15 protein-coding genes are annotated in these 17,357 nt (G+C 67.6%); 10 read left to right on the top strand and 5 right to left on the bottom strand.

The features are described 5' to 3' along the window. Positions 1 to 22 precede the first annotated feature (22 nt). The 3 genes from D5S18_RS20720 (at position 23) to bioB (ending at position 4,310) form a co-directional block, all read left to right on the top strand. Positions 23 to 1,507 carry an alpha/beta fold hydrolase gene (locus D5S18_RS20720; RefSeq protein ID WP_120042692.1) on the top strand — a complete coding sequence of 495 codons (1,485 nt, stop codon included), beginning with the start codon at positions 23 to 25 and terminating at the stop codon, positions 1,505 to 1,507. A 169-nt stretch (positions 1,508 to 1,676) separates the two neighbouring features. After that, positions 1,677 to 3,182, top strand: coding sequence for an alpha/beta fold hydrolase (locus D5S18_RS20715; protein ID WP_239003895.1), 1,506 nt, complete (start codon positions 1,677 to 1,679; stop codon positions 3,180 to 3,182). 63 nt (positions 3,183 to 3,245) lie between these two features. Then, on the top strand, positions 3,246 to 4,310 hold the full coding sequence (bioB, locus tag D5S18_RS20710; protein ID WP_120042690.1) for a biotin synthase BioB: 1,065 nt from the start codon (positions 3,246 to 3,248) through the stop codon (positions 4,308 to 4,310). Here the strand turns inward: bioB and D5S18_RS20705 are convergent. Next, positions 4,293 to 5,630 (bottom strand): FtsX-like permease family protein, encoded by a 1,338-nt coding sequence (locus tag D5S18_RS20705; protein WP_120042689.1) that lies wholly within the window; start codon positions 5,628 to 5,630, stop codon positions 4,293 to 4,295. The two genes, bioB and D5S18_RS20705, sit on opposite strands and share 18 nt — an antisense overlap. After that, positions 5,627 to 6,418: an ABC transporter ATP-binding protein gene (locus D5S18_RS20700; protein ID WP_120042688.1), complete on the bottom strand. Its 792-nt coding sequence runs from the start codon at positions 6,416 to 6,418 to the stop codon at positions 5,627 to 5,629. The genes D5S18_RS20705 and D5S18_RS20700 overlap by 4 nt, the downstream gene beginning before the upstream one ends. Before the next feature lie 116 nt (positions 6,419 to 6,534). On the opposite strand from D5S18_RS20700, the gene D5S18_RS20695 reads away from it, so the two are divergent. Both D5S18_RS20695 and ald read left to right on the top strand, forming a co-directional pair. After that, positions 6,535 to 7,350: a TetR/AcrR family transcriptional regulator gene (locus D5S18_RS20695; protein WP_120042687.1), complete on the top strand. Its 816-nt coding sequence runs from the start codon at positions 6,535 to 6,537 to the stop codon at positions 7,348 to 7,350. Positions 7,351 to 7,540: 190 nt separating this feature from the next. After that, positions 7,541 to 8,647, top strand: a complete 1,107-nt coding sequence (ald, locus tag D5S18_RS20690; RefSeq protein ID WP_120042904.1) for an alanine dehydrogenase — start codon at positions 7,541 to 7,543, stop codon at positions 8,645 to 8,647. A gap of 73 nt (positions 8,648 to 8,720) precedes the next feature. Here ald and D5S18_RS20685 read toward each other — a convergent pair whose 3' ends face one another. After that, positions 8,721 to 9,254, bottom strand: coding sequence for an Lrp/AsnC family transcriptional regulator (locus D5S18_RS20685; protein WP_239003894.1), 534 nt, complete (start codon positions 9,252 to 9,254; stop codon positions 8,721 to 8,723). A gap of 98 nt (positions 9,255 to 9,352) precedes the next feature. Here D5S18_RS20685 and D5S18_RS20680 point away from each other — a divergent pair, with 98 nt between their 5' ends. From D5S18_RS20680 to D5S18_RS34945, 4 genes are all read left to right on the top strand, one after another. Then, positions 9,353 to 9,928, top strand: coding sequence for a TetR/AcrR family transcriptional regulator (locus tag D5S18_RS20680; protein WP_120042686.1), 576 nt, complete (start codon positions 9,353 to 9,355; stop codon positions 9,926 to 9,928). After that, positions 9,925 to 11,325 (top strand): FAD-dependent monooxygenase, encoded by a 1,401-nt coding sequence (locus D5S18_RS20675; protein WP_120042685.1) that lies wholly within the window; start codon positions 9,925 to 9,927, stop codon positions 11,323 to 11,325. The genes D5S18_RS20680 and D5S18_RS20675 overlap by 4 nt, the downstream gene beginning before the upstream one ends. A 172-nt stretch (positions 11,326 to 11,497) precedes the next feature. Further along, entirely contained in the window at positions 11,498 to 12,925 is a 1,428-nt protein-coding gene (locus tag D5S18_RS20670; protein ID WP_120042684.1) for an amino acid permease, read from the top strand. Between the two features lie 102 nt (positions 12,926 to 13,027). Continuing rightward, a complete protein-coding gene (locus D5S18_RS34945) occupies positions 13,028 to 13,186 on the top strand; it encodes a hypothetical protein (protein ID WP_158607914.1) in 159 nt (52 codons plus the stop codon). Positions 13,187 to 13,288: 102 nt separating this feature from the next. Here D5S18_RS34945 and D5S18_RS20665 read toward each other — a convergent pair whose 3' ends face one another. Then, complete coding sequence (locus tag D5S18_RS20665) at positions 13,289 to 14,245, bottom strand: proline dehydrogenase family protein (RefSeq protein ID WP_120042683.1); 957 nt, start codon at positions 14,243 to 14,245, stop codon at positions 13,289 to 13,291. A 3-nt stretch (positions 14,246 to 14,248) separates the two neighbouring features. Then, positions 14,249 to 15,886, bottom strand: coding sequence for an L-glutamate gamma-semialdehyde dehydrogenase (gene pruA, locus D5S18_RS20660; protein ID WP_120042682.1), 1,638 nt, complete (start codon positions 15,884 to 15,886; stop codon positions 14,249 to 14,251). A gap of 172 nt (positions 15,887 to 16,058) precedes the next feature. Here pruA and D5S18_RS20655 point away from each other — a divergent pair, with 172 nt between their 5' ends. Next, entirely contained in the window at positions 16,059 to 17,276 is a 1,218-nt protein-coding gene (locus D5S18_RS20655; RefSeq protein ID WP_345789780.1) for a PucR family transcriptional regulator, read from the top strand. Positions 17,277 to 17,357 lie beyond the last annotated feature (81 nt).

The raw sequence follows: 17,357 nt of genomic DNA, 5'->3' as shown, positions 1-17,357 counted from the left end.
CCTGCGAGTGAGGAGGTGTCCGATGTCGCGAGGAAGACTTCGGCGAGGTGTGCTGGCGCTGGCGGTGCTGATCGTCGGATCGACGGCCGGATCGGGTATTTCCGTCGCCGAGGCCGGGCTGGATCGGTTCTACCGGCAGGAACTGCGCTGGGGGCCGTGCGGGGAAGCGAAATTGGATGCGGCGAAAGCGCGATGTGCCGATATCGCTGTTCCGCTGAATTATGCCGAGCCGCAAGGCCGCGCGATCACGGTGGCGATCTCCCGAGTGTCGGCGGGCGATCCGGCGCGCAGACGCGGTGTGCTGCTGGGCAATCCGGGTGGACCGGGCAGCTCCGGACTCGGATTCACGGCGCAGTTGGGCGATCATCTCGATATTCGGGACGGTTACGATCTGATCGGATTCGATCCGCGCGGCGTCGGGCGCTCCACGCCGCTGCACTGCGGTTGGCCGGTGTCCTCCGATCTGCGTTCGGCCGGTGTCGACTCGGTCGGATTCGGCGCGACCCTCGCGCTGGAGGCGGAACTGGCGGCGCGCTGTCTGGCGCGGAACGGCGCGACACAGTCGTTCATCACCACCCGAAATACCGCCCGCGATATGGACGTGATTCGCGCCGTGCTGGGGGCGGAGCGGATCAGCTACATCGGCGCCTCCTACGGCACATATCTGGGAGCCGTTTTCACCCAGATGTTTCCGGAGCGCGTCGACCGGTTCGTCCTGGACAGCGCGGTGGATCCGGCGCGCTACCACGTCGCCATGATCCAGGACGAGGGCGCGCCCAATGAGGCCGCCTTCGATGTGTGGGCGGACTGGGTGGCCGCGCGCGACGGCGAATACCATTTGGGCACAACGGGTCCGGCTGTGCGCGCGACCGTCACCGGGTTGATCGAGCGGGCCGCGCGCCGACCGATCCGGATCGGCGAGTACGAGGTGGACGCCCATCTGCTGCCGATGATCCTGTTCGAGGGGATTCGCGAGGCGAAGGCGTATCCGGAGCTGGCCGCGAGCGTTCGGCAACTCGCGCAGGCCGAATATCAGCCGGTGCGGCCCGAAGGAAACCTCGCGGAGTATCTGGAACAGGCCCTGCGTCCCAAAGAGGATGAGGCCGCCGAGGCGATCATTCTGTGCGGCGATGCCGAGGCCCCGCGCGACCCGGCCTGGTATTGGCGCAATATCGAGGCCAGTCGGGCGAGCCAGCCGATCTTCGGAGCATTCGCCAACGGTCCGAACGCGTGCGCCTTCTGGCAGCCGCCCATCGAACCGCCCACCGTGGTCGGCAATGCGGTGCCCGCACTGATTCTGCAAGCGGTGCAGGACACCCGCACCGCGTATCAGCAGGGTGTCGGCCTGCATCGGGCCTTGACCGGATCACGGCTGGTGACCATGCCGGATCGGGTGGCGCACGGCGTCATGAAGCAGAGTTCGTGCGCGAGTCACGCCGCCGAGGTCTATCTGGGCACCGGGGTGCTTCCGGCCGAGGACATCACCTGCCCGGCCGACCGAGGGTAGTGCGGGCACCACGTCGGCGAGCCTGCGCCTTCGCTGCGGTCACGCGCAGATCTATGACGGCAGGCAGCGGCCCGTAGGCCGAAGGTCGCGCTCGAGATCAGGGTTCCACCCGATGTGCCGAGCGGCCGCGATTCCTATGCTGGGATCGTTCCGAGCGATGGGGTATCCGGTGTTGAGAAAGATGTTTCGGCGCGGCGCTGTGGTCGCTGCCGCCATGGTTGTCGCGGGATCGGTGGCGGGGTGCGGGATTTCGTCGGCCGAGCCCGATGAGATGGACCGGTTCTACCGGCAGCAGGTGCAGTGGACCAAGTGTGGCGAGGAGAAGTTGGACGCGGCGGGCGCGCAGTGCGCGGAGGTCACCGTGCCGCTGAATTACTCCGCGCCGCGCGATCGTGCGATCACGGTGACCATCTCGCGGTCGCGGGCGAAGGATCCCGCGCAGCGGCGCGGTGTGCTGCTGGCCAATCCGGGCGGTCCCGGCGCGTCGGGGCTCGCCTTCGCCCTGCGGGTGGCCGAATACCTTGGCGGCGGTGTGCCGGACAACTACGACCTGATCGGATTCGATCCGCGCGGCGTCGGGCGCTCCACCCCGCTGCACTGCGGCTGGCCGGTGTCCACCGATATGCGCTCGGCCGGGCTGGATCAGGTCGGCTTCGATAAAACCCTGGCGCTGGAAGCGGAATTGTCCGCGCGCTGCGTGGCGACCAATGGTGCGACCCAGCCGTACATCACCACGCGCAATACCGCCCGCGATCTGGATGTGATCCGCGCGGTGCTCGGCGAGGAGCGGATCAACTACATAGGCGGTTCCTACGGAACGTATTTGGGCGCGGTCTACACCCAGATGTTCCCGGAGCGCGTCGACCGATTGGTTTACGACAGCGCGGTCGATCCGGACCGCTACCACGTCCCGATGGTGCAGGACATGGGCGCGCCCAGTGAGGCCGCCTTCGATGTGTGGGCGGCTTGGGCCGCGGCCAAGGATGCCGAATATCATTTCGGCACAACGGCTCCGGCTGTCCGCGCGACCGTCACCGGGTTGATCGAGCAGGCCGCACGGCAGCCGATTCGCCTCGGCGAGTACGACCTCGACGCCCACCTGCTGCCGATGATCCTGTTCGAGGGCGTGGCCGCGGCGCGGGAATACCAGGACCTGGCGGTGAATCTGCGCCAGATCGCCGATGCGGCGGCGGGTATTCCGGTGCGGGCGCAGGGCAGCCTGGAGGACTATCTGAAGCAGGCGCTGCGTCCGCAGGAGGACGAGGCGGCGCAGACGATGATCCTGTGCGGCGACGCGCCCGCCCCGCGCGATCCGACCTGGTATTGGCGCAATATCGAGGCCAGCCGCGCGGCGCAGCCGATCTTCGGTCCCTTGGTCAACGCGCCGAACGGCTGCACCTTCTGGCAGCCGCCGCTCGAACCGCCCACGGTGGTGCGCAATGCGGCGCCCGCGCTGATCCTGCAGGCGATGGGGGATACGCACACCGCCTATCAGCAGGGCGTGGGCCTGCATCGCGTCTTGACCGGGTCCCGGTTGGTGACCATGCCGGATCGGGTGGCGCACGGGGTGATCCCGCAGAGCGAATGCGCGCGCCAAATCGTGAACGCCTATCTGCGCTCCGGTGTGCTGCCCGCCGCCGACGTCACCTGCCAACCCGATCCGCTCGCAGAGTAGAACTTGAACGGCGTTCAAGTCAATACTTGAACGCCGTTCAAGTTCTTTGCTAGGTTGCCCGGCATGGGAAATGATCTGTTGAACGTGTTGGTGGACAAGGCGTTCCGTCGCGAACTGCCGACCCGCTCCGAAGCGCTGGAACTGCTGTCCGATACGCACGATTTGCTCGAGGTGGTGGCGGCCGCCGCGCGACTGCGGCGGGCGCACTTCGGCAATCGCGTCAAACTCAACACCATCGTCAACCTGAAAAGCGGCCTGTGCCCGGAGGACTGCGGCTACTGCTCGCAGCGGCTCGGCTCCGCCTCCGACGTGCTGAAATATTCGTGGATCACGCCCGCCGAGGCGGCCGAGGTCGCCGGGCAGGCCGTCGAGGCAGGCGCCAAGCGGGTCTGCCTGGTCGCCAGCGGGCGCGGACCGGGCGAGCGCGATATCACGCGCCTCGAACAGACCATCGCCGCCATCAAGGACGACCATCCGAAGGTGGAGGTCTGCGTCTGCCTCGGCCTGCTCGGCGATGGGCAGGCCGAACGCCTCGCCGCGGCGGGCGCGCACGCCTACAACCACAACCTCAATACCAGCGAATCCCGCTACGCCGACATCTGTTCCACCCACACCTTCGCCGACCGCACCGACACGGTGCGCCGCGCGGGTCGCGCGGGACTCTCACCCTGCTCCGGCGCCATCTTCGGCATGGGCGAATCCGATGACGATATCGTCGATATCGCCCGTGCCCTGCGCGAACTCGATCCCGACTCGGTGCCGGTCAACTTCCTCATCCCCTTCGACGGCACGCCCCTCGAAGGTCGCTGGGAACTCACCCCTGAACGCTGCCTGCGCATCCTGGCCGTATTCCGCTTCCACTTCCCGGATGTCGAGGTGCGGCTGGCGGGCGGCCGCGAAATCCATTTGCGCGCAATGCAACCCCTCGCTCTGCACCTGGCCAACTCCATATTCCTCGGCGACTACCTCACCAGCGAGGGCCAACCCGGCGTCGACGACCGACAATTGATCGCCGACGCCGGATTCGTCATCGAGGGAGCCGACGAGCCCACCCTCCCCGCCGCCCGCCACGACCTCGTCACCGTCCGCAGGCGCGGCGCGGGCACCGAGCTACCCGCCAACGCCTAGAGCGGTGAGCGGAGGTTCGCGGGTGGCCCGCAGGCTCGTCGCGGTCGTGGCGGCGAGGGCTACCGCGAACCCGCTCGCGACGATCGCGGGGAACATCCACCCCGGTCCGCCCGGTATCGGAGAGCCGGTCTTGACGAGGCTGTAGGGGACGATGGTGGCCGCCGCGGCGACCGTGCCGAGGACGACCGAGACGAATGTCGCCGCCGCGCTTTCGATCACGACCATCCCGAGCACCTGGCGTCGGGTCACGGCGGTCAGCCGGAGCAGGCCGAACTCGCGGCGACGTTTCCAGGTGGCCGCGACCAGCGAGTTGGCGACGGTGATCGCGCTGAAGGCGATGATCAAGCCGACGATCATGTAGTTCGCCGCGGCGAATTGCGGGGCGACGTCATCGGGGGCGCGGTTGGTGATGCTGTCCTCGGTGGCCTGCATGTACAGCGTGCCGGTCGCGATACCGATCAGCAGGGTGAGCGCCCCGACGACCGGAGTGGCTTCCGCGGCGCGGGCGGCGAGGTTGCGCAGGGCCAATCGTGAAGTGCTGCTCGGCAATCGGGCGGTGAGCGCATCGGGTATCGCGACGGTAGCGGGGCTCAGCAGTGCCAGGCCGATCGCGACGCCGATACACGCCGGTCCGGCTCCGGCGGCGAGCAGCGGTCCGTCGGCCATGAACAGGGTGCCGACACCGCTGCCGAATCCGATGACCAGGAATAGTGCTCCCAGACGGGCTTTCGTTCGGGAGAGGGCGACGCCCGCCGGGCCCGCCTCGCCCGCGAGGGCCTGCACCGGCGCGATCGTCGCGGCGCGTCGACCCGCCAGCAGCGCCGCGATCACGGCCGCCAGCAAGGAAACGCCCGCACCCGCCACGATCGTCGAACCGTGCACGACGAGCCGGGCCGACACCGTGACCACCCCGAGCGCGGCCATGCGGTCGAGCAGCAACCCGCCGAGTCCGGTTCCCGGCAGCACGCCCGCGAGCAGTGCGGGCACCGCGACGGCAACGGTTTCCACCAGCACCAGCGCCCGCACCTGTCGGGGAACGGCGCCGATCGACCTGATGAGCGCCAATTCCCTGGTGCGTTGCGCGATCACCAGGGAGACCGTGGCGGCGATGCCGAAGATCACCACGACCACGGTCCAACCACCCATGATCAGCGCCAGCATGGTCAACGATTCGCCGCGACCATCCGCGACCGCGTTCCCGGAGGTCACGAGTGCGGCGAAGGCGACGAGCAGCGCGGTTCCGGCCGCGATCACCGCCGCCGCCGCCAGGTAGGCCGAAGTGCGCGCCCGCACGGTGCGCAGCGCGAACCGCCACATCATCGGACACCCCCGCGTGCCGCCGCGCCCAGGTGCGCCATCCAGGCCGCCACCGCGTCCGGGCGGGGTCGATGCATCATGTCCACGACGCGGCCGTCGGCGAAGAAGACGACGGCATCGGCGGTCGCGGCCGCGATCGGATCGTGGGTCACCATCACGATGGTGCGCCCCGCGCCGTCCACGGCTTGGCGCAGCAAGCCGAGGACTTCGGCGGCGGCGCGGCTGTCCAGCGCTCCGGTCGGCTCGTCGGCGAAGATCACCGAAGGGGCGCTGAGCAGGGTGCGGGCGATGGCGACGCGCTGCTGCTGGCCGCCGGACAGTTCCGCGGGTCTGGAGTGTGCGTGTCGCTCGAGGCCCAGCCGGGCGAGGATCTCGCGCAGCGCGTCGGCGGGGACCGGCCGAGAGGCGAATTCCATTGGCAGCGTGACATTCTGCGCCACGGTCAGGGTCGGAACCAAGTTGTAGGACTGGAAGACGAAGCCGAGTCGATCGCGGCGCAGCCGGGTCAGTTCGGTCTCGTCGAGTGTGGTCAGTTCGGTGCCTTCGACCGTGACCGAACCCGAGGTCGGCCGGTCCAATCCGGCCGCGCACTGCAGCAGTGTGCTCTTGCCCGAGCCGGAGGGTCCCATGACCGCCGTGAAGGTGTGGTGCGGGAAGCCCAGGCTCACTTCGTCGAGCACCCTGGCCGCCGCGGCGCCTTCGCCATACACCTTCACCACTTGACGCAGTTCCACGCTGAAGCGGGCGGGGGTCGCTTCAGCTCTTTCCTTCGGGTACACCGTACGAGTCATAAATACACCGTACCCACAAACCGGGATATTCGCGCAACTAGAGGAGATATCTTGATTTCGACACGAAGTAGTAGAATTTCGACACCAACCCGATCTTGTGACGAAAAGAGCCTCGAATGCCCAATTGCCAAGTCTGCGGGCGCGCACTCGCGCCCGCCGTGCGCGGCCGCCCGCCCACCTACTGCTCCCGTGCCTGCCGGGCTCGGGCCTATCGCGAGCGCGTCTCGGCGAATCAGGAACAGTTCGCCGCGCCGGTGGAGGCGGTCGTCCCCGGACTGTCTTTGGATCGCGTGGTGCGCGCGGCGATCGAATTGGTCGACCGCGACGGCGCTTTCGGCCTGTCCATGCGGCATGTCGCGGCCGAACTCGGCGTCGGGGCGATGTCGCTGTATCGCTATGTTCCGGGAAAAGAGGAACTCGGGCGTTTGATGATCGATGCCGTCTTCGGCGACCATCCCCTGCCGGAACCCGGCCCGCCCGGCTGGCGCGCCAAGCTGGAGCTGTCGGCGCGCCGGGAATGGCAGATCTACCTCGACCATCCTTGGGTGCCACAGCTTTTCGCGCTCACCACCAGGCCGCCGATCGCGCCCAGCATGATGGGCTACACCGACTGGCGCATCCGCGCCGTCGACGATCTCGGACTCGACTTCCCCACCATGGTCCGGATCGCGATCATGGTGGGCACCCACACGCAGAGTTCGGCGTATCCGCTCGCGCGCGAACAGTTCGCGCGGCATTCCCGCGAGCAGTGGCTCGGTGCGCGCGACGGGCAGATCCGGCAGGCGCTGGCCGCCGGAACGCTGCCGATGATCGCCCGCTTCGGCGCGGACGCGCTCGACGCCTCGCAGCCGGAAAGCATCTTCGAATTCGGCCTGTGCTGCCTGCTCGACGGTGTCGACGGCATGATCGCCGACCGGGATGTCGTGGGTTGAATCGGGCGAAGATGATTCGGAGTCGAACCCCGGAGGCCGGGTGCGGTCCGAATATTCAGGCACTTGTATGATCAATTCAAGAATCATCTTCACAGTTCTGGACTGATTTCCAACGATTCTTCATACTCACTCACCGAAAGGTGATCCATCTCATGGGTTGGACCTTCCCGTGATCGAGTCAGGAGACAAGGTGAAGATCGGAATTCCCCGCGAGGTCAAGAACCACGAGTACCGGGTGGCGTGCACACCCGCGGGGGTGCGCGAGCTGGTTTCGCGCGGGCACACCGTGTATGTCGAGGCGGGGGCGGGCGTCGGCTCGGCCTTCGATGACGACGCGTACGCCGTCGCGGGCGCGCAGATCCTGCCGACCGCCGACGGGGTGTGGGCGGCCGCCGAACTGGTGCTGAAGGTGAAAGAGCCCATCGCCGAGGAATATTCGCGGTTGCGCCGCGATCAGGTGCTGTTCACCTACCTGCACCTGGCCGCCTCCAAGGAGTGCACCGACGCGCTGCTCGGCTCGGGCATCACCTCCATCGCCTACGAGACCGTCACCGGGAAGGACGGTTCGCTGCCGCTGCTGGCACCGATGAGCGAGGTCGCCGGTCGACTGGCCCCGCAGGCCGGTGCGTACCACCTGATGCGCAGCGGCGGCGGTCGCGGCGTGCTCATGGGTGGCGTGCCGGGTGTGCGGCCCGCCGAGGTCGTGGTGATCGGTGCGGGCGTCGCGGGCAGCAACGCCATCGGCATCGCCGCGGGCATGGGCGCGTCGGTGACGGTGCTCGACCTGAATATCGCCCGGCTGCGCGAGATCGACGCGCTCTACGGCGGCCGGGTCCGGACCATCACCTCCAACGCCCACGAGGTGGAGAGCGCCGTGCGCGCGGCCGACCTGGTGATCGGCGCGGTGCTGGTCCCCGGCGCGAAGGCCCCCAAACTCGTCTCCAATGACCTTGTCGCGCAGATGAAGCCGGGATCGGTGCTCGTCGATATCGCCATCGACCAGGGTGGTTGCTTCGAGGACTCGCATCCGACCACGCACGCGGACCCCACCTACAAGGTGCACGACTCGGTGTTCTACTGCGTGGCGAATATGCCCGGCGCGGTGCCCTACACCTCCACCGTCGCGCTGACCAATGCCACGCTGCCGTATGTGATCTCGTTGGCCGAGAAGGGTTGGCGGGCCGCGACCGCCGCCGACGCGGGTCTGGCCGCGGGTCTGAGCACCCACGAGGGGCAGTTGCTCAACGAATCCGTCGCCGCCGCACACGGATACGCCGCTCAGCAGTTGGTGGGCTGAGTAGTCGGCGTCCTGAGACCATGGGCGCGGCGCTGACCTGCGCGTGGCCGGAGCGAAGGCGCGCAGGTGCGCCTCAGGGGGCTCCGGTCGCCGTCCCCGCTCGGGTGCGGGTGTGCTCGAAGATGAGGATGGTCTCGGTGGAGGCCACCACCGGATCGGCGCTGAGGTGGTCGAGGACGAAGCGGCGCAGTTCGTCGGAGTCGGCGGTGGCGACGTGGATGAGGTAGTCGTCCGCGCCCGCGATGAAGTAGACGTTGAGCACCTGGTGGATATCGGCCATCTTGTCGCCGAAGGCGGCGAGCTGCCCGCGCGCGTCGGTCCGCACCCGCACCGCCACCATGGCCTGCAGGCTGCGGCCGACCGCGGCCGGGTCGATATCGGCGTGGAAGCCGCGAATGATGCCGCGCTCCACCAGCGCTCGCACCCGACCGAGGCAGGTGGACGGTGCGATGCCCGCCGCCTCGGCCAGTGCGTTATTGGTCATGCGACCGTCGCGGGCGAGATTGTCGAGCAGGATGCGGTCGATCTCGTCGATGGGGGAGGCCGCGCGGGCTTTCGATGATGATCCTGCGGTAGGCGTCCGAGGAGGCGTCTCATTTTTCCGCACGACCGGCATGGTATCGAACATTCTTCGCCGGTGCCGGTCGGTGTCAAGGGCCGTGGCGGCGACTTGAAGTGTACGAAACAGTTTCGTACACTTCAGGAATGGTAAGGGGACCGGAGCGCATCGCCGCGATACTCGCCGCCGCGCTGGACGTACTCGCCGAACGCGGCTACGTGGCGCTCACCATGGACGCCGTCGCCGAACGGGCCAAGGCCAGCAAAGCGACCATCTACCGGCACTGGGGCAATAAACCCGAACTGGTGCGGGCGGCACTGGATGCCCACGACGCGGTCCACAATGCCGATATCCCGGCCACCGGCAGCCTGCGCGGCGATCTGGTCGCGGTGCTGGAGGCGTTGTGCGCGCGCAGTTCCGAGGGGTATCTGGCCATGATCGGCGGCCTCGCCGCCGCCATGCGACACGACGCGGAGTTGGCCGAGGCGCTGCGCGCGCATTTGGACAACGAGGAGCTGTCCCCCTTCCACGACGCGCTGCGGCGCGCGGTCGAGCGCGGCGAACTGCCCGCCGAGACCGATTTCGACCTGATCCACGATGTGGCCGAGGCGATGATCCTGCGGCAATTGCAGACCGGCGGCGGATTCGACGCCCCGTTCATCACCCGACTGGTGGATGACGTCCTGCTCGTCCTGCTGAACAAACGAGGAGAATCAGCGTGACCGTATTGATTGTCGGGGCCGGCCCGACCGGACTGACGCTCGCCTGCGAACTGGCCCGGCGCGGCACACCGTTCCGGCTGGTGGAAAAGGCGTCGGGATTGTTCGTCGGATCCCGTGCGAAGGGTTTGCAGCCCCGCACCCTCGAAGTATTCGACGATATGGGCATTATCGATCGGGTGCTCGCGGGCGGCGAGCCATTCCCGAAATTCCGCCTCTACAACAAGCATGCGGTGGTGTGGGAGCGCAGCGTCTCGCAGATGCTCGGCACGCCGCCGCGCGCGGCCACCCGGACCATCCCGTATCCGGATACCTGGCTGATCCCGCAGTGGCGCACCGAGGAGATCCTGCGCGCCCGCCTGATCGAGCTCGGCGGCCGCATCGAGTACAACACCGAGATCATCGGTGTCACAGCGGATTCCACCGGAGTCACGGCGCAGACCGCGGCGGGCGCGATCCGGGCGGACTATCTGGTCGGCACCGACGGTGGCCGCAGCACCGTGCGCAAGGCGCTCGGCATCGGTTTCGCCGGTGACACCTTCGAGACCGAGCGCACCCTCATCGGCGATGTGCGCGCCGATGGCCTCGACGGTCGCTTCTGCCATATGTTCACCGGGAATGGTGATGTGAGCGAACGGTTTTCGCTGTGGAACCTGCCGCAGAGCGACTACTATCAGTTCGTCGCGACGGTCCCTACCGACCGGGTTCCCGAGTTGACCCTGGACGCGGTGCGGCGGCTGTGCGCCGAGCGATCGGGTCGCGACGATATCGTGCTGCACGATCTGCGCTGGATCTCGCTGTACCGGGTCAATGTTCGCATGGTCGATCAATTCCGCTCGGGCCGTGTACTTTTGGCGGGCGATGCGGCGCACGTGCATTCCTCGGCGGGTGGTCAGGGCCTCAACACCGGTGTGCAGGACGCCTACAATCTCGGCTGGAAACTCGCCGCCGTGCAGGCGGGCGCGGATCAGGAACTGCTGGAATCCTATGCGGCCGAACGCATGACGGTCGCGGCGGACGTGCTCGGCCTGACGACCAAGCTGCACCTGCAGGATTTCCGGGGCGGTTCGGCGCCCGCGATCGATCAGCTGGATATCAGCTACCGATTCGGCCCCTTGACCCTCGATGATCGTGTCGAACCCGGCGCGTTGCGGGCCGGTGATCGGGCGCCGGACGGGGTCCTGGAGTCCGGGCGACTATTCGATGTGTTGCGCGGCACGCACCACACGGTGCTCGCCTTCCTGGCGGAATCGGCGAATTTCGGGGTGCCCACCGTGGAATTGGCGCCGTGCGAGGGATACGACGTCGCGCCGGGCACATATGTTGTAGTCCGCCCCGACGGCTATATCGGGGCGATCAGCGAATCAGCCGATGTCGTCCGGAAATATCTGTCACGGTGACGCGAACCCGGCGGGAGACCGCCGGGTTTGTCCGTCCGGACAAGCATTCCTGAACGTTATTTAGCCAATCCGCCGATCCGTGCGTCACTGTGGTCGTATTAGCTTTTTGCGGCTACACAGTGTGACCCGCGTTACGCATCGAGGCGCGACGCGGCGACGGAAAGGAAGCCCCATGTCCCTTGCGGAGTTGCGCGGCCAAATGCTGCGCCGCAAACCCATCGGACTGGTCGAGGACGAGGACACCCCGCCCGACGAGCGGCTGTCCAAACATCTCGGCCTGTGGCAGTTGACCGCGATCGGGGTCGGCGGCATCATCGGCGCGGGCATCTTCGCCCTGGCCGGATCGGTGGCGCACAAGACCACCGGCCCCGCCGTGCTCATCTCGTTCCTGATCGCGGGCGTCGCCTCCGCGTGCGCGGCACTGTGCTACGCCGAATTCGCGGGCATGGTGCCCAAGGCGGGTTCGGCCTACACCTACGGCTATGTGTCGCTGGGGGAGCTCGCGGGCTGGTTCATCGGCTGGGATCTGCTGCTGGAGTACGTGGCGGTGGCGGCGGTCGTCGCGATCGGCGTCTCCGGCTATTTCGGCTTCCTGCTCGACCAGATCGGCGTCCACCTGCCCGCCTGGATGCTCGGCGCGATGGGCACCGGTGACGGCCACGTGATCGATGTATTCGCGGTGCTGTTCTGTCTGGGCACGGCCTGGTTGCTCTCGCGCGGCATCCGCAGTGTCGGCCGGTTCGAGATCGTCGCCGTCGGCATCAAGGTCGCGCTGGTGCTGCTGATCGTCGGACTCGGCGTCTTCCATATCAACAGCGCCAACTATCACCCGTACTTCCCGTTCGGCACCGGCGCGGTGTGGACCGGCGCGGCCACCGTCTTCTTCGCGGTCTTCGGCTATGACGCCATGAGCACCGCCGCCGAGGAGTCCATCGAGGCGAAGAAGCAACTGCCCAAGGCGATCATCTACTCGCTGTCGATCGCCATGGTGCTGTACGTGTTGGCCACGCTGGTGCTGACGGGGATGCAGAAATACACCGATATCGATCCGACCGGCGGCTTCTCGCACGCCTTCAAGGCGGTCGGGATGGACGGCGTCGCCAACATCATCGCCGTCGGCGCGATCGTCGGCATCATCACCGTGGTGTTGACCTTCATGCTCGGCGTGACCCGCGTCTGGTACGCCATGAGCCGCGACGGTCTGCTGCCCGAATGGTTCGCCAAGACCCATCCCAAGCGGAAGGTGCCCACCAGGGTCACCTGGATCGTCGGCATCGGCTCGGCGGCGCTGGCCGGGCTGCTGAATATCAATACCGTCGCCGAATTGACCAATATCGGCATCCTGATGGCCTTCATCGTGGTCAGCGTCGCGGTGATCGTGCTGCGCTACACCCGCCCCGAGGAGCCGCGCGAATTCCGGTTGCCGCTCATGCCGGTGGTTCCGGTGATCGGCATCGGGTTCTCGCTCTATCTGATCTGGTCGCTGCCCTGGCAGACCTGGGTGCGCTTCGCGGTCTGGTTGGTCGTCGGGTTGATCGTGTACTTCGGCTACTCCCGGCGCCATTCCCGGCTCGAGGGCGCCGCGCCCGCGACCGCATAGGGTCGCGCAGACGCCCGAGGGACTGTTCATCCTGGATGAGGGGATGCGGCAGTCCCTTGGGTTTTTTGCGAAGGGCCTTCGGCGGAAGCCTATTGTCGAGGTATGGGTGTCATCGGCGAACTGTTTCCGGGCCAGAAGCTGACCGACGAGGGCGGCGAGCAGGCCAATGGTCAGGTGGAGCGTCCGCGCGTCGACCTCGACTTGGAGGCGGGCGTGGTCCGGTTGTCGCCGAAGCCGAAGGCGCGACCCGAATCGGAATGAGGCGCGCGGCGACCCCGTCGACCGGGCGAATGCCGGGATCCGGGGCGTCACGGGGGTTGGATCCCGGCATTCGTGGGGTCGACGGGGTCGAAAGGTGTTGGATCAGGCGCGGTTTCGCTCGGCCATGGCGCGCAGGAAGAAGGTCAGGTTGGCGGGCCGCTCGGCGAGCCTGCGCATGAAGTACCCGTACCACTGGCTGCCGTAGGCGACGTAGACGCGCAGGTGATATCCGGCCGCGGCGAGCCGTCGCTGCTCGGCATCCCTGATGCCGTAGAGCATCTGGAATTCGAATTCGTCATTCTTGCGCTCGGTGGTCGCGACCATGCGCAGCGCGGATTCGATGATCGCCGGATCGTGCGAGGCCACCATCGGATAGCCGCGCCCTTCCATGAGGACCCGCAGACAGCGCAGATACGACTGGTCCACCGCCTCCCGCTCCCGATAGGCCACGGTGGCGGGTTCCTGGTATGCGCCCTTGCACAACCGGATTCGCGAACCGGGACCGGCGAGATCGCGGCAGTCGGCCTCGGTGCGTCGCAGATAGGCTTGTAGAACCGTACCGAGCCAAGGGAATTCGCCGCGCAGCTCGCGCACGATGCCGAGCGTGGAATCGGTGGTGGTGTGGTCCTCGGCGTCGATGGTGACCCACGCGCCCACCGCCGCCGCGGCCTCGCACACCTGGTGGGCGTGCTCGAGGGCGATGGCGTCGCCGTCGCGCGGCAGCGATTGACCCAGTGCCGAGAGTTTGAGCGAGACCTCCAGCGGGCGCACCGATTCCGAGGTCGCGCCCGATTCGCCGAGTGCGCTCAGCACCGTGCGGTAATGCGCCGCAGTGTCTTTGGCCTGGGCGATATCGGTGATGTCCTCGCCGAGATAGTCGATGGTGAGGTGGCGGCCGGAGGCGAGCAGCGTGTCCGCCGCAGCCACCAATTGATCCTCGCAATCGCCTGCGACGAACCGGTCGACGACCTTCTTGGTGGTGCGCAGCCCGGTGAGGGTGCGGGCGATGCGGGGCGATCTCGCCGCGGCCAGCAGTGCGGGGCGGAGCGGATTGGCCATGGTTCACGCCTCCATATGCGGGTAGCGGTGGTCGGTCGGCGGGACGAAGGTCTCCTTGATCGTGCGGGCCGAGGTCCAGCGCAGCAGGTTCTGGGCCGAGCCTGCCTTGTCGTTCGTACCGGAGGCGCGCGACCCGCCGAAGGGCTGCTGGCCGACGACCGCACCCGTCGGTTTGTCGTTGATGTAGAAGTTGCCCGCGGCGAACCGCAGCGCCTCGCAGGCTCGCGCGACGGCCGCGCGATCGGTCGCGATGATCGATCCGGTGAGCCCGTAGGCCGACCCGCGATCCACTAATTCCAGTGTCCGCTCGAAGGCGCCCGCCGCGCCGTCGTCATAGACGTGCACCGCCAGGATCGGACCGAAATATTCGGTGCGGAACGCCTCGTCGGTCGGATCCTCGCCGAGCAGCACGGTCGGCTCGATGAAATAGCCGACGCTGTCCTCGGCGCCGCCGCCGACCGCGACGCTCAGGCCCGGTGTGGCCTCGGCCCGGCGCAGCGCCGCCGCATTGCGGTCGAAGGCGCGCTTATCGATCACGGCGCCACCGTAATTGGTGAGATCGGTGATATCGCCGTAGCGCAGCGTCGCCACCTTGTCCAGGAAATCGCCGGACATGCGCGCCCACACCGATTTCGGGACGAAGGCCCGCGAGGCCGCCGAACATTTCTGACCCTGATAGTCGAAGGCCCCGCGAATCAGCGCGGTGGTCAGCACTTCCGGGTCGGCGGAGCTGTGCGCGACCACGAAATCCTTGCCGCCCGTTTCGCCGACGAGCCGCGGATAGGTGTCGTAGGCGGCGATATTCGCCCCAACGGTGCGCCACAACTGCTGGAAGGTGCCGGTGGACCCGGTGAAGTGGATGCCCGCCAGCCGCCGATCGGCCAGCGCCACCTGCGAGACCTCGGGTCCGAACCCGTGCACCAGGTTGATCACACCCGGCGGCAGACCCGCCGCTTCGAGCAGCTTCATGGTCCAGTAGGCCGCGACGGCCTGGGTGGGCGAGGGCTTCCACAGCACCGTATTGCCCATCAGCGCGGGCGCGGTCGGCAGGTTCGCGGCGATGGCGGTGAAATTGAACGGGGTGATCGCGTAGACGAACCCCTCCAGCGGTCGATACTCGACCATATTCCAGGTGCCGGGACCCGACACCGGTTGATCGGCCAGGATCTGCCGGGCGAAATGCACATTGAAGCGCCAGAAGTCGACCAGTTCGCACGGTGCGTCGATCTCGGCCTGATAGGCGGTCTTCGACTGACCGAGCATGGTGGCGGCGGCGATGGTTTCGCGCCACGGCCCCGAGAGCAGATCGGCGGCCCGCAGGAAGACCGCGGCCCGATCCTCGAACGACAGCGACCGCCACTCGGGCGCGGCCGCCGTCGCGGCGTCGATGGCCGCGCGCACGTCGGCGGCCTCGGCGGCCACGAAGGTGCCCAGGACGGCGGCGTGTCTGTGCGGTTGGACAACGGCGAAACTCTGTCCGGTCCCGCGCCGGTGCGCGCCGCCGATCACATGGCGCAATTCGGCGGTCTCCGACCCGATTTCGGTCAGTTTCGCCTGTAAGCGGGCGCGTTCGGGGGTTCCGGGCGCAAAGGTGCCGACGGGCTCGTTGTGCGGCGCCGGCGTGGCCACGATGGCGTCCATGGGTCCTCCTGCGGGGTCGTGCGTGGTGAATCAGCCGAAGTCAACACCGGCAAAACACCCCGGAGGATGAGCCAGTCGGACAAAGATGGGATGTGTGCGTTGGCGTACTGGCCTAAACGCGTGTGGATTAGGCAGGTGCGGGCGATCCCCGCGGTGTTGTGCAGGAGGCTTGATGAAGGTGGCGACCGGGGACGACCTAGTGGCGATGGATACCGATCTGTTCGGGCTCGCGCAGATGCTCGCGCAGAGCGCGGGCGGTCTGGTGTCCATCGAGGATCCGCAGTCGCACGTACTGGCCTACTCCGCATCGGATCAGACCGCCGATCACATGCGGGTCCAGTCGATCCTGGGGCGCGAGGGGCCGCGCGAATACCTTCGGGTGCTGCGCGAATGGGGTGTGTTCGACCGGTTGCGGCGCACCGACGAGGTCATCGATGTGCCCGCCCACGAGGAGTTGCGCATCAAGCGCAGGCTGGTCGTCGGCATTCACCGGCCCGCGGAGGAGGCGGGCACGGCGGGCCGGATGCTCGGCTCCATCTGGTTGCAGCAGGGGGACAGGCCGCTCAAATCGGACGCCGCGGTGATCCTGCGCGGAGCTTCCGCCATCGCCGCGAGGATCATCGCGCGCAGCCTGGCCGCGCCGTCGGCCGAGGCGGTGCTGGTTCAGCGCCTGTTCGGCGCGCGTCCCGGCAGTGTCGATATCCTCAGCGCGGCAAGCACTTTGAACATTCCCACCACCGGTCCCGCCGCCGTCATCGGATTCGAGCTGACCGGCGTCGGCGATCAATCCGCGTTCGGGACATTGCTTCGCCTGCGCGCCAGTTCATTCCGGCCCGACGCGGTCACCACCATGCTGGGCGACAGGGCGTATGTGCTGTTCCCGCAGTACCAGTCGGCGCGCGCGGTCACCGCGTGGGCGCGGCAAGTGGTCGAACAGCTCGAGGCCAAGCGTGCGGTGCGGTTGCGCGCCGCCATCGCCTGTCCGGTGGCGGATCTGGTGAATGTGGCCCCCGCCCGCGCCGAGGTGGACCGGGTGCTCGACAGCAATCCCGAGGCCGGGGTGAGCACACTGGCCGAATCCCGCACCTCGGTGCTGCTGGGGGAGATCCTGGATCTGGTGGCCGCGCATCCGCAATTGCACGATCCCCGGCTGCAGGGGCTGTTCGACTACGACCGCAAGCATTCGGCGAACCTGTGCGAGAGCGTCGAGACCTACCTGCGCGAGCACGGGGATGTGCGCACTGCCGCGACCCTGCTGTGCGTGCACCCCAATACCCTGCGCTACCGGGTGCGGCGAGTGGAGCACATTCTGGGCATCGACCTCGGCGATCCGGGCGATCGGATGCTGCTGGAGGTCCAGTTGGCACTGTCGCGGCGGATGCGGCGCTGAGATGTGACCGTCGCGGTGGATGCGGCGCTCAAAGTGTGACGGTCGCGGCACCGGGTTCCGGCGATTCGCCCGCTGCGTGCG

This window comes from Nocardia panacis, from assembly GCF_003598715.1.
Lineage (GTDB): Bacteria > Actinomycetota > Actinomycetes > Mycobacteriales > Mycobacteriaceae > Nocardia > Nocardia panacis.
Note: the sequence above shows the minus strand (reverse complement) of the source record. Positions and strands in the feature narration are given on the sequence as shown.

Bases quoted from the DNA above. Each gene is read 5' to 3' on its own strand.
- D5S18_RS34945 (WP_158607914.1), top strand. From the start codon at position 13,028: ATGGGTGTCATCGGCGAACTGTTTCCGGGCCAGAAGCTGACCGACGAG.
- bioB (WP_120042690.1), top strand. From the start codon at position 3,246: ATGGGAAATGATCTGTTGAACGTGTTGGTGGACAAGGCGTTCCGTCGC.
- D5S18_RS20700 (WP_120042688.1), bottom strand. From the start codon at position 6,418: ATGACTCGTACGGTGTACCCGAAGGAAAGAGCTGAAGCGACCCCCGCC.
- pruA (WP_120042682.1), bottom strand. From the start codon at position 15,886: ATGGACGCCATCGTGGCCACGCCGGCGCCGCACAACGAGCCCGTCGGC.
- D5S18_RS20655 (WP_345789780.1), top strand. From the start codon at position 16,059: ATGAAGGTGGCGACCGGGGACGACCTAGTGGCGATGGATACCGATCTG.
- D5S18_RS20695 (WP_120042687.1), top strand. From the start codon at position 6,535: ATGCCCAATTGCCAAGTCTGCGGGCGCGCACTCGCGCCCGCCGTGCGC.
- D5S18_RS20705 (WP_120042689.1), bottom strand. From the start codon at position 5,630: ATGATGTGGCGGTTCGCGCTGCGCACCGTGCGGGCGCGCACTTCGGCC.
- D5S18_RS20665 (WP_120042683.1), bottom strand. From the start codon at position 14,245: ATGGCCAATCCGCTCCGCCCCGCACTGCTGGCCGCGGCGAGATCGCCC.
- D5S18_RS20720 (WP_120042692.1), top strand. From the start codon at position 23: ATGTCGCGAGGAAGACTTCGGCGAGGTGTGCTGGCGCTGGCGGTGCTG.
- D5S18_RS20680 (WP_120042686.1), top strand. From the start codon at position 9,353: ATGGTAAGGGGACCGGAGCGCATCGCCGCGATACTCGCCGCCGCGCTG.
- D5S18_RS20670 (WP_120042684.1), top strand. From the start codon at position 11,498: ATGTCCCTTGCGGAGTTGCGCGGCCAAATGCTGCGCCGCAAACCCATC.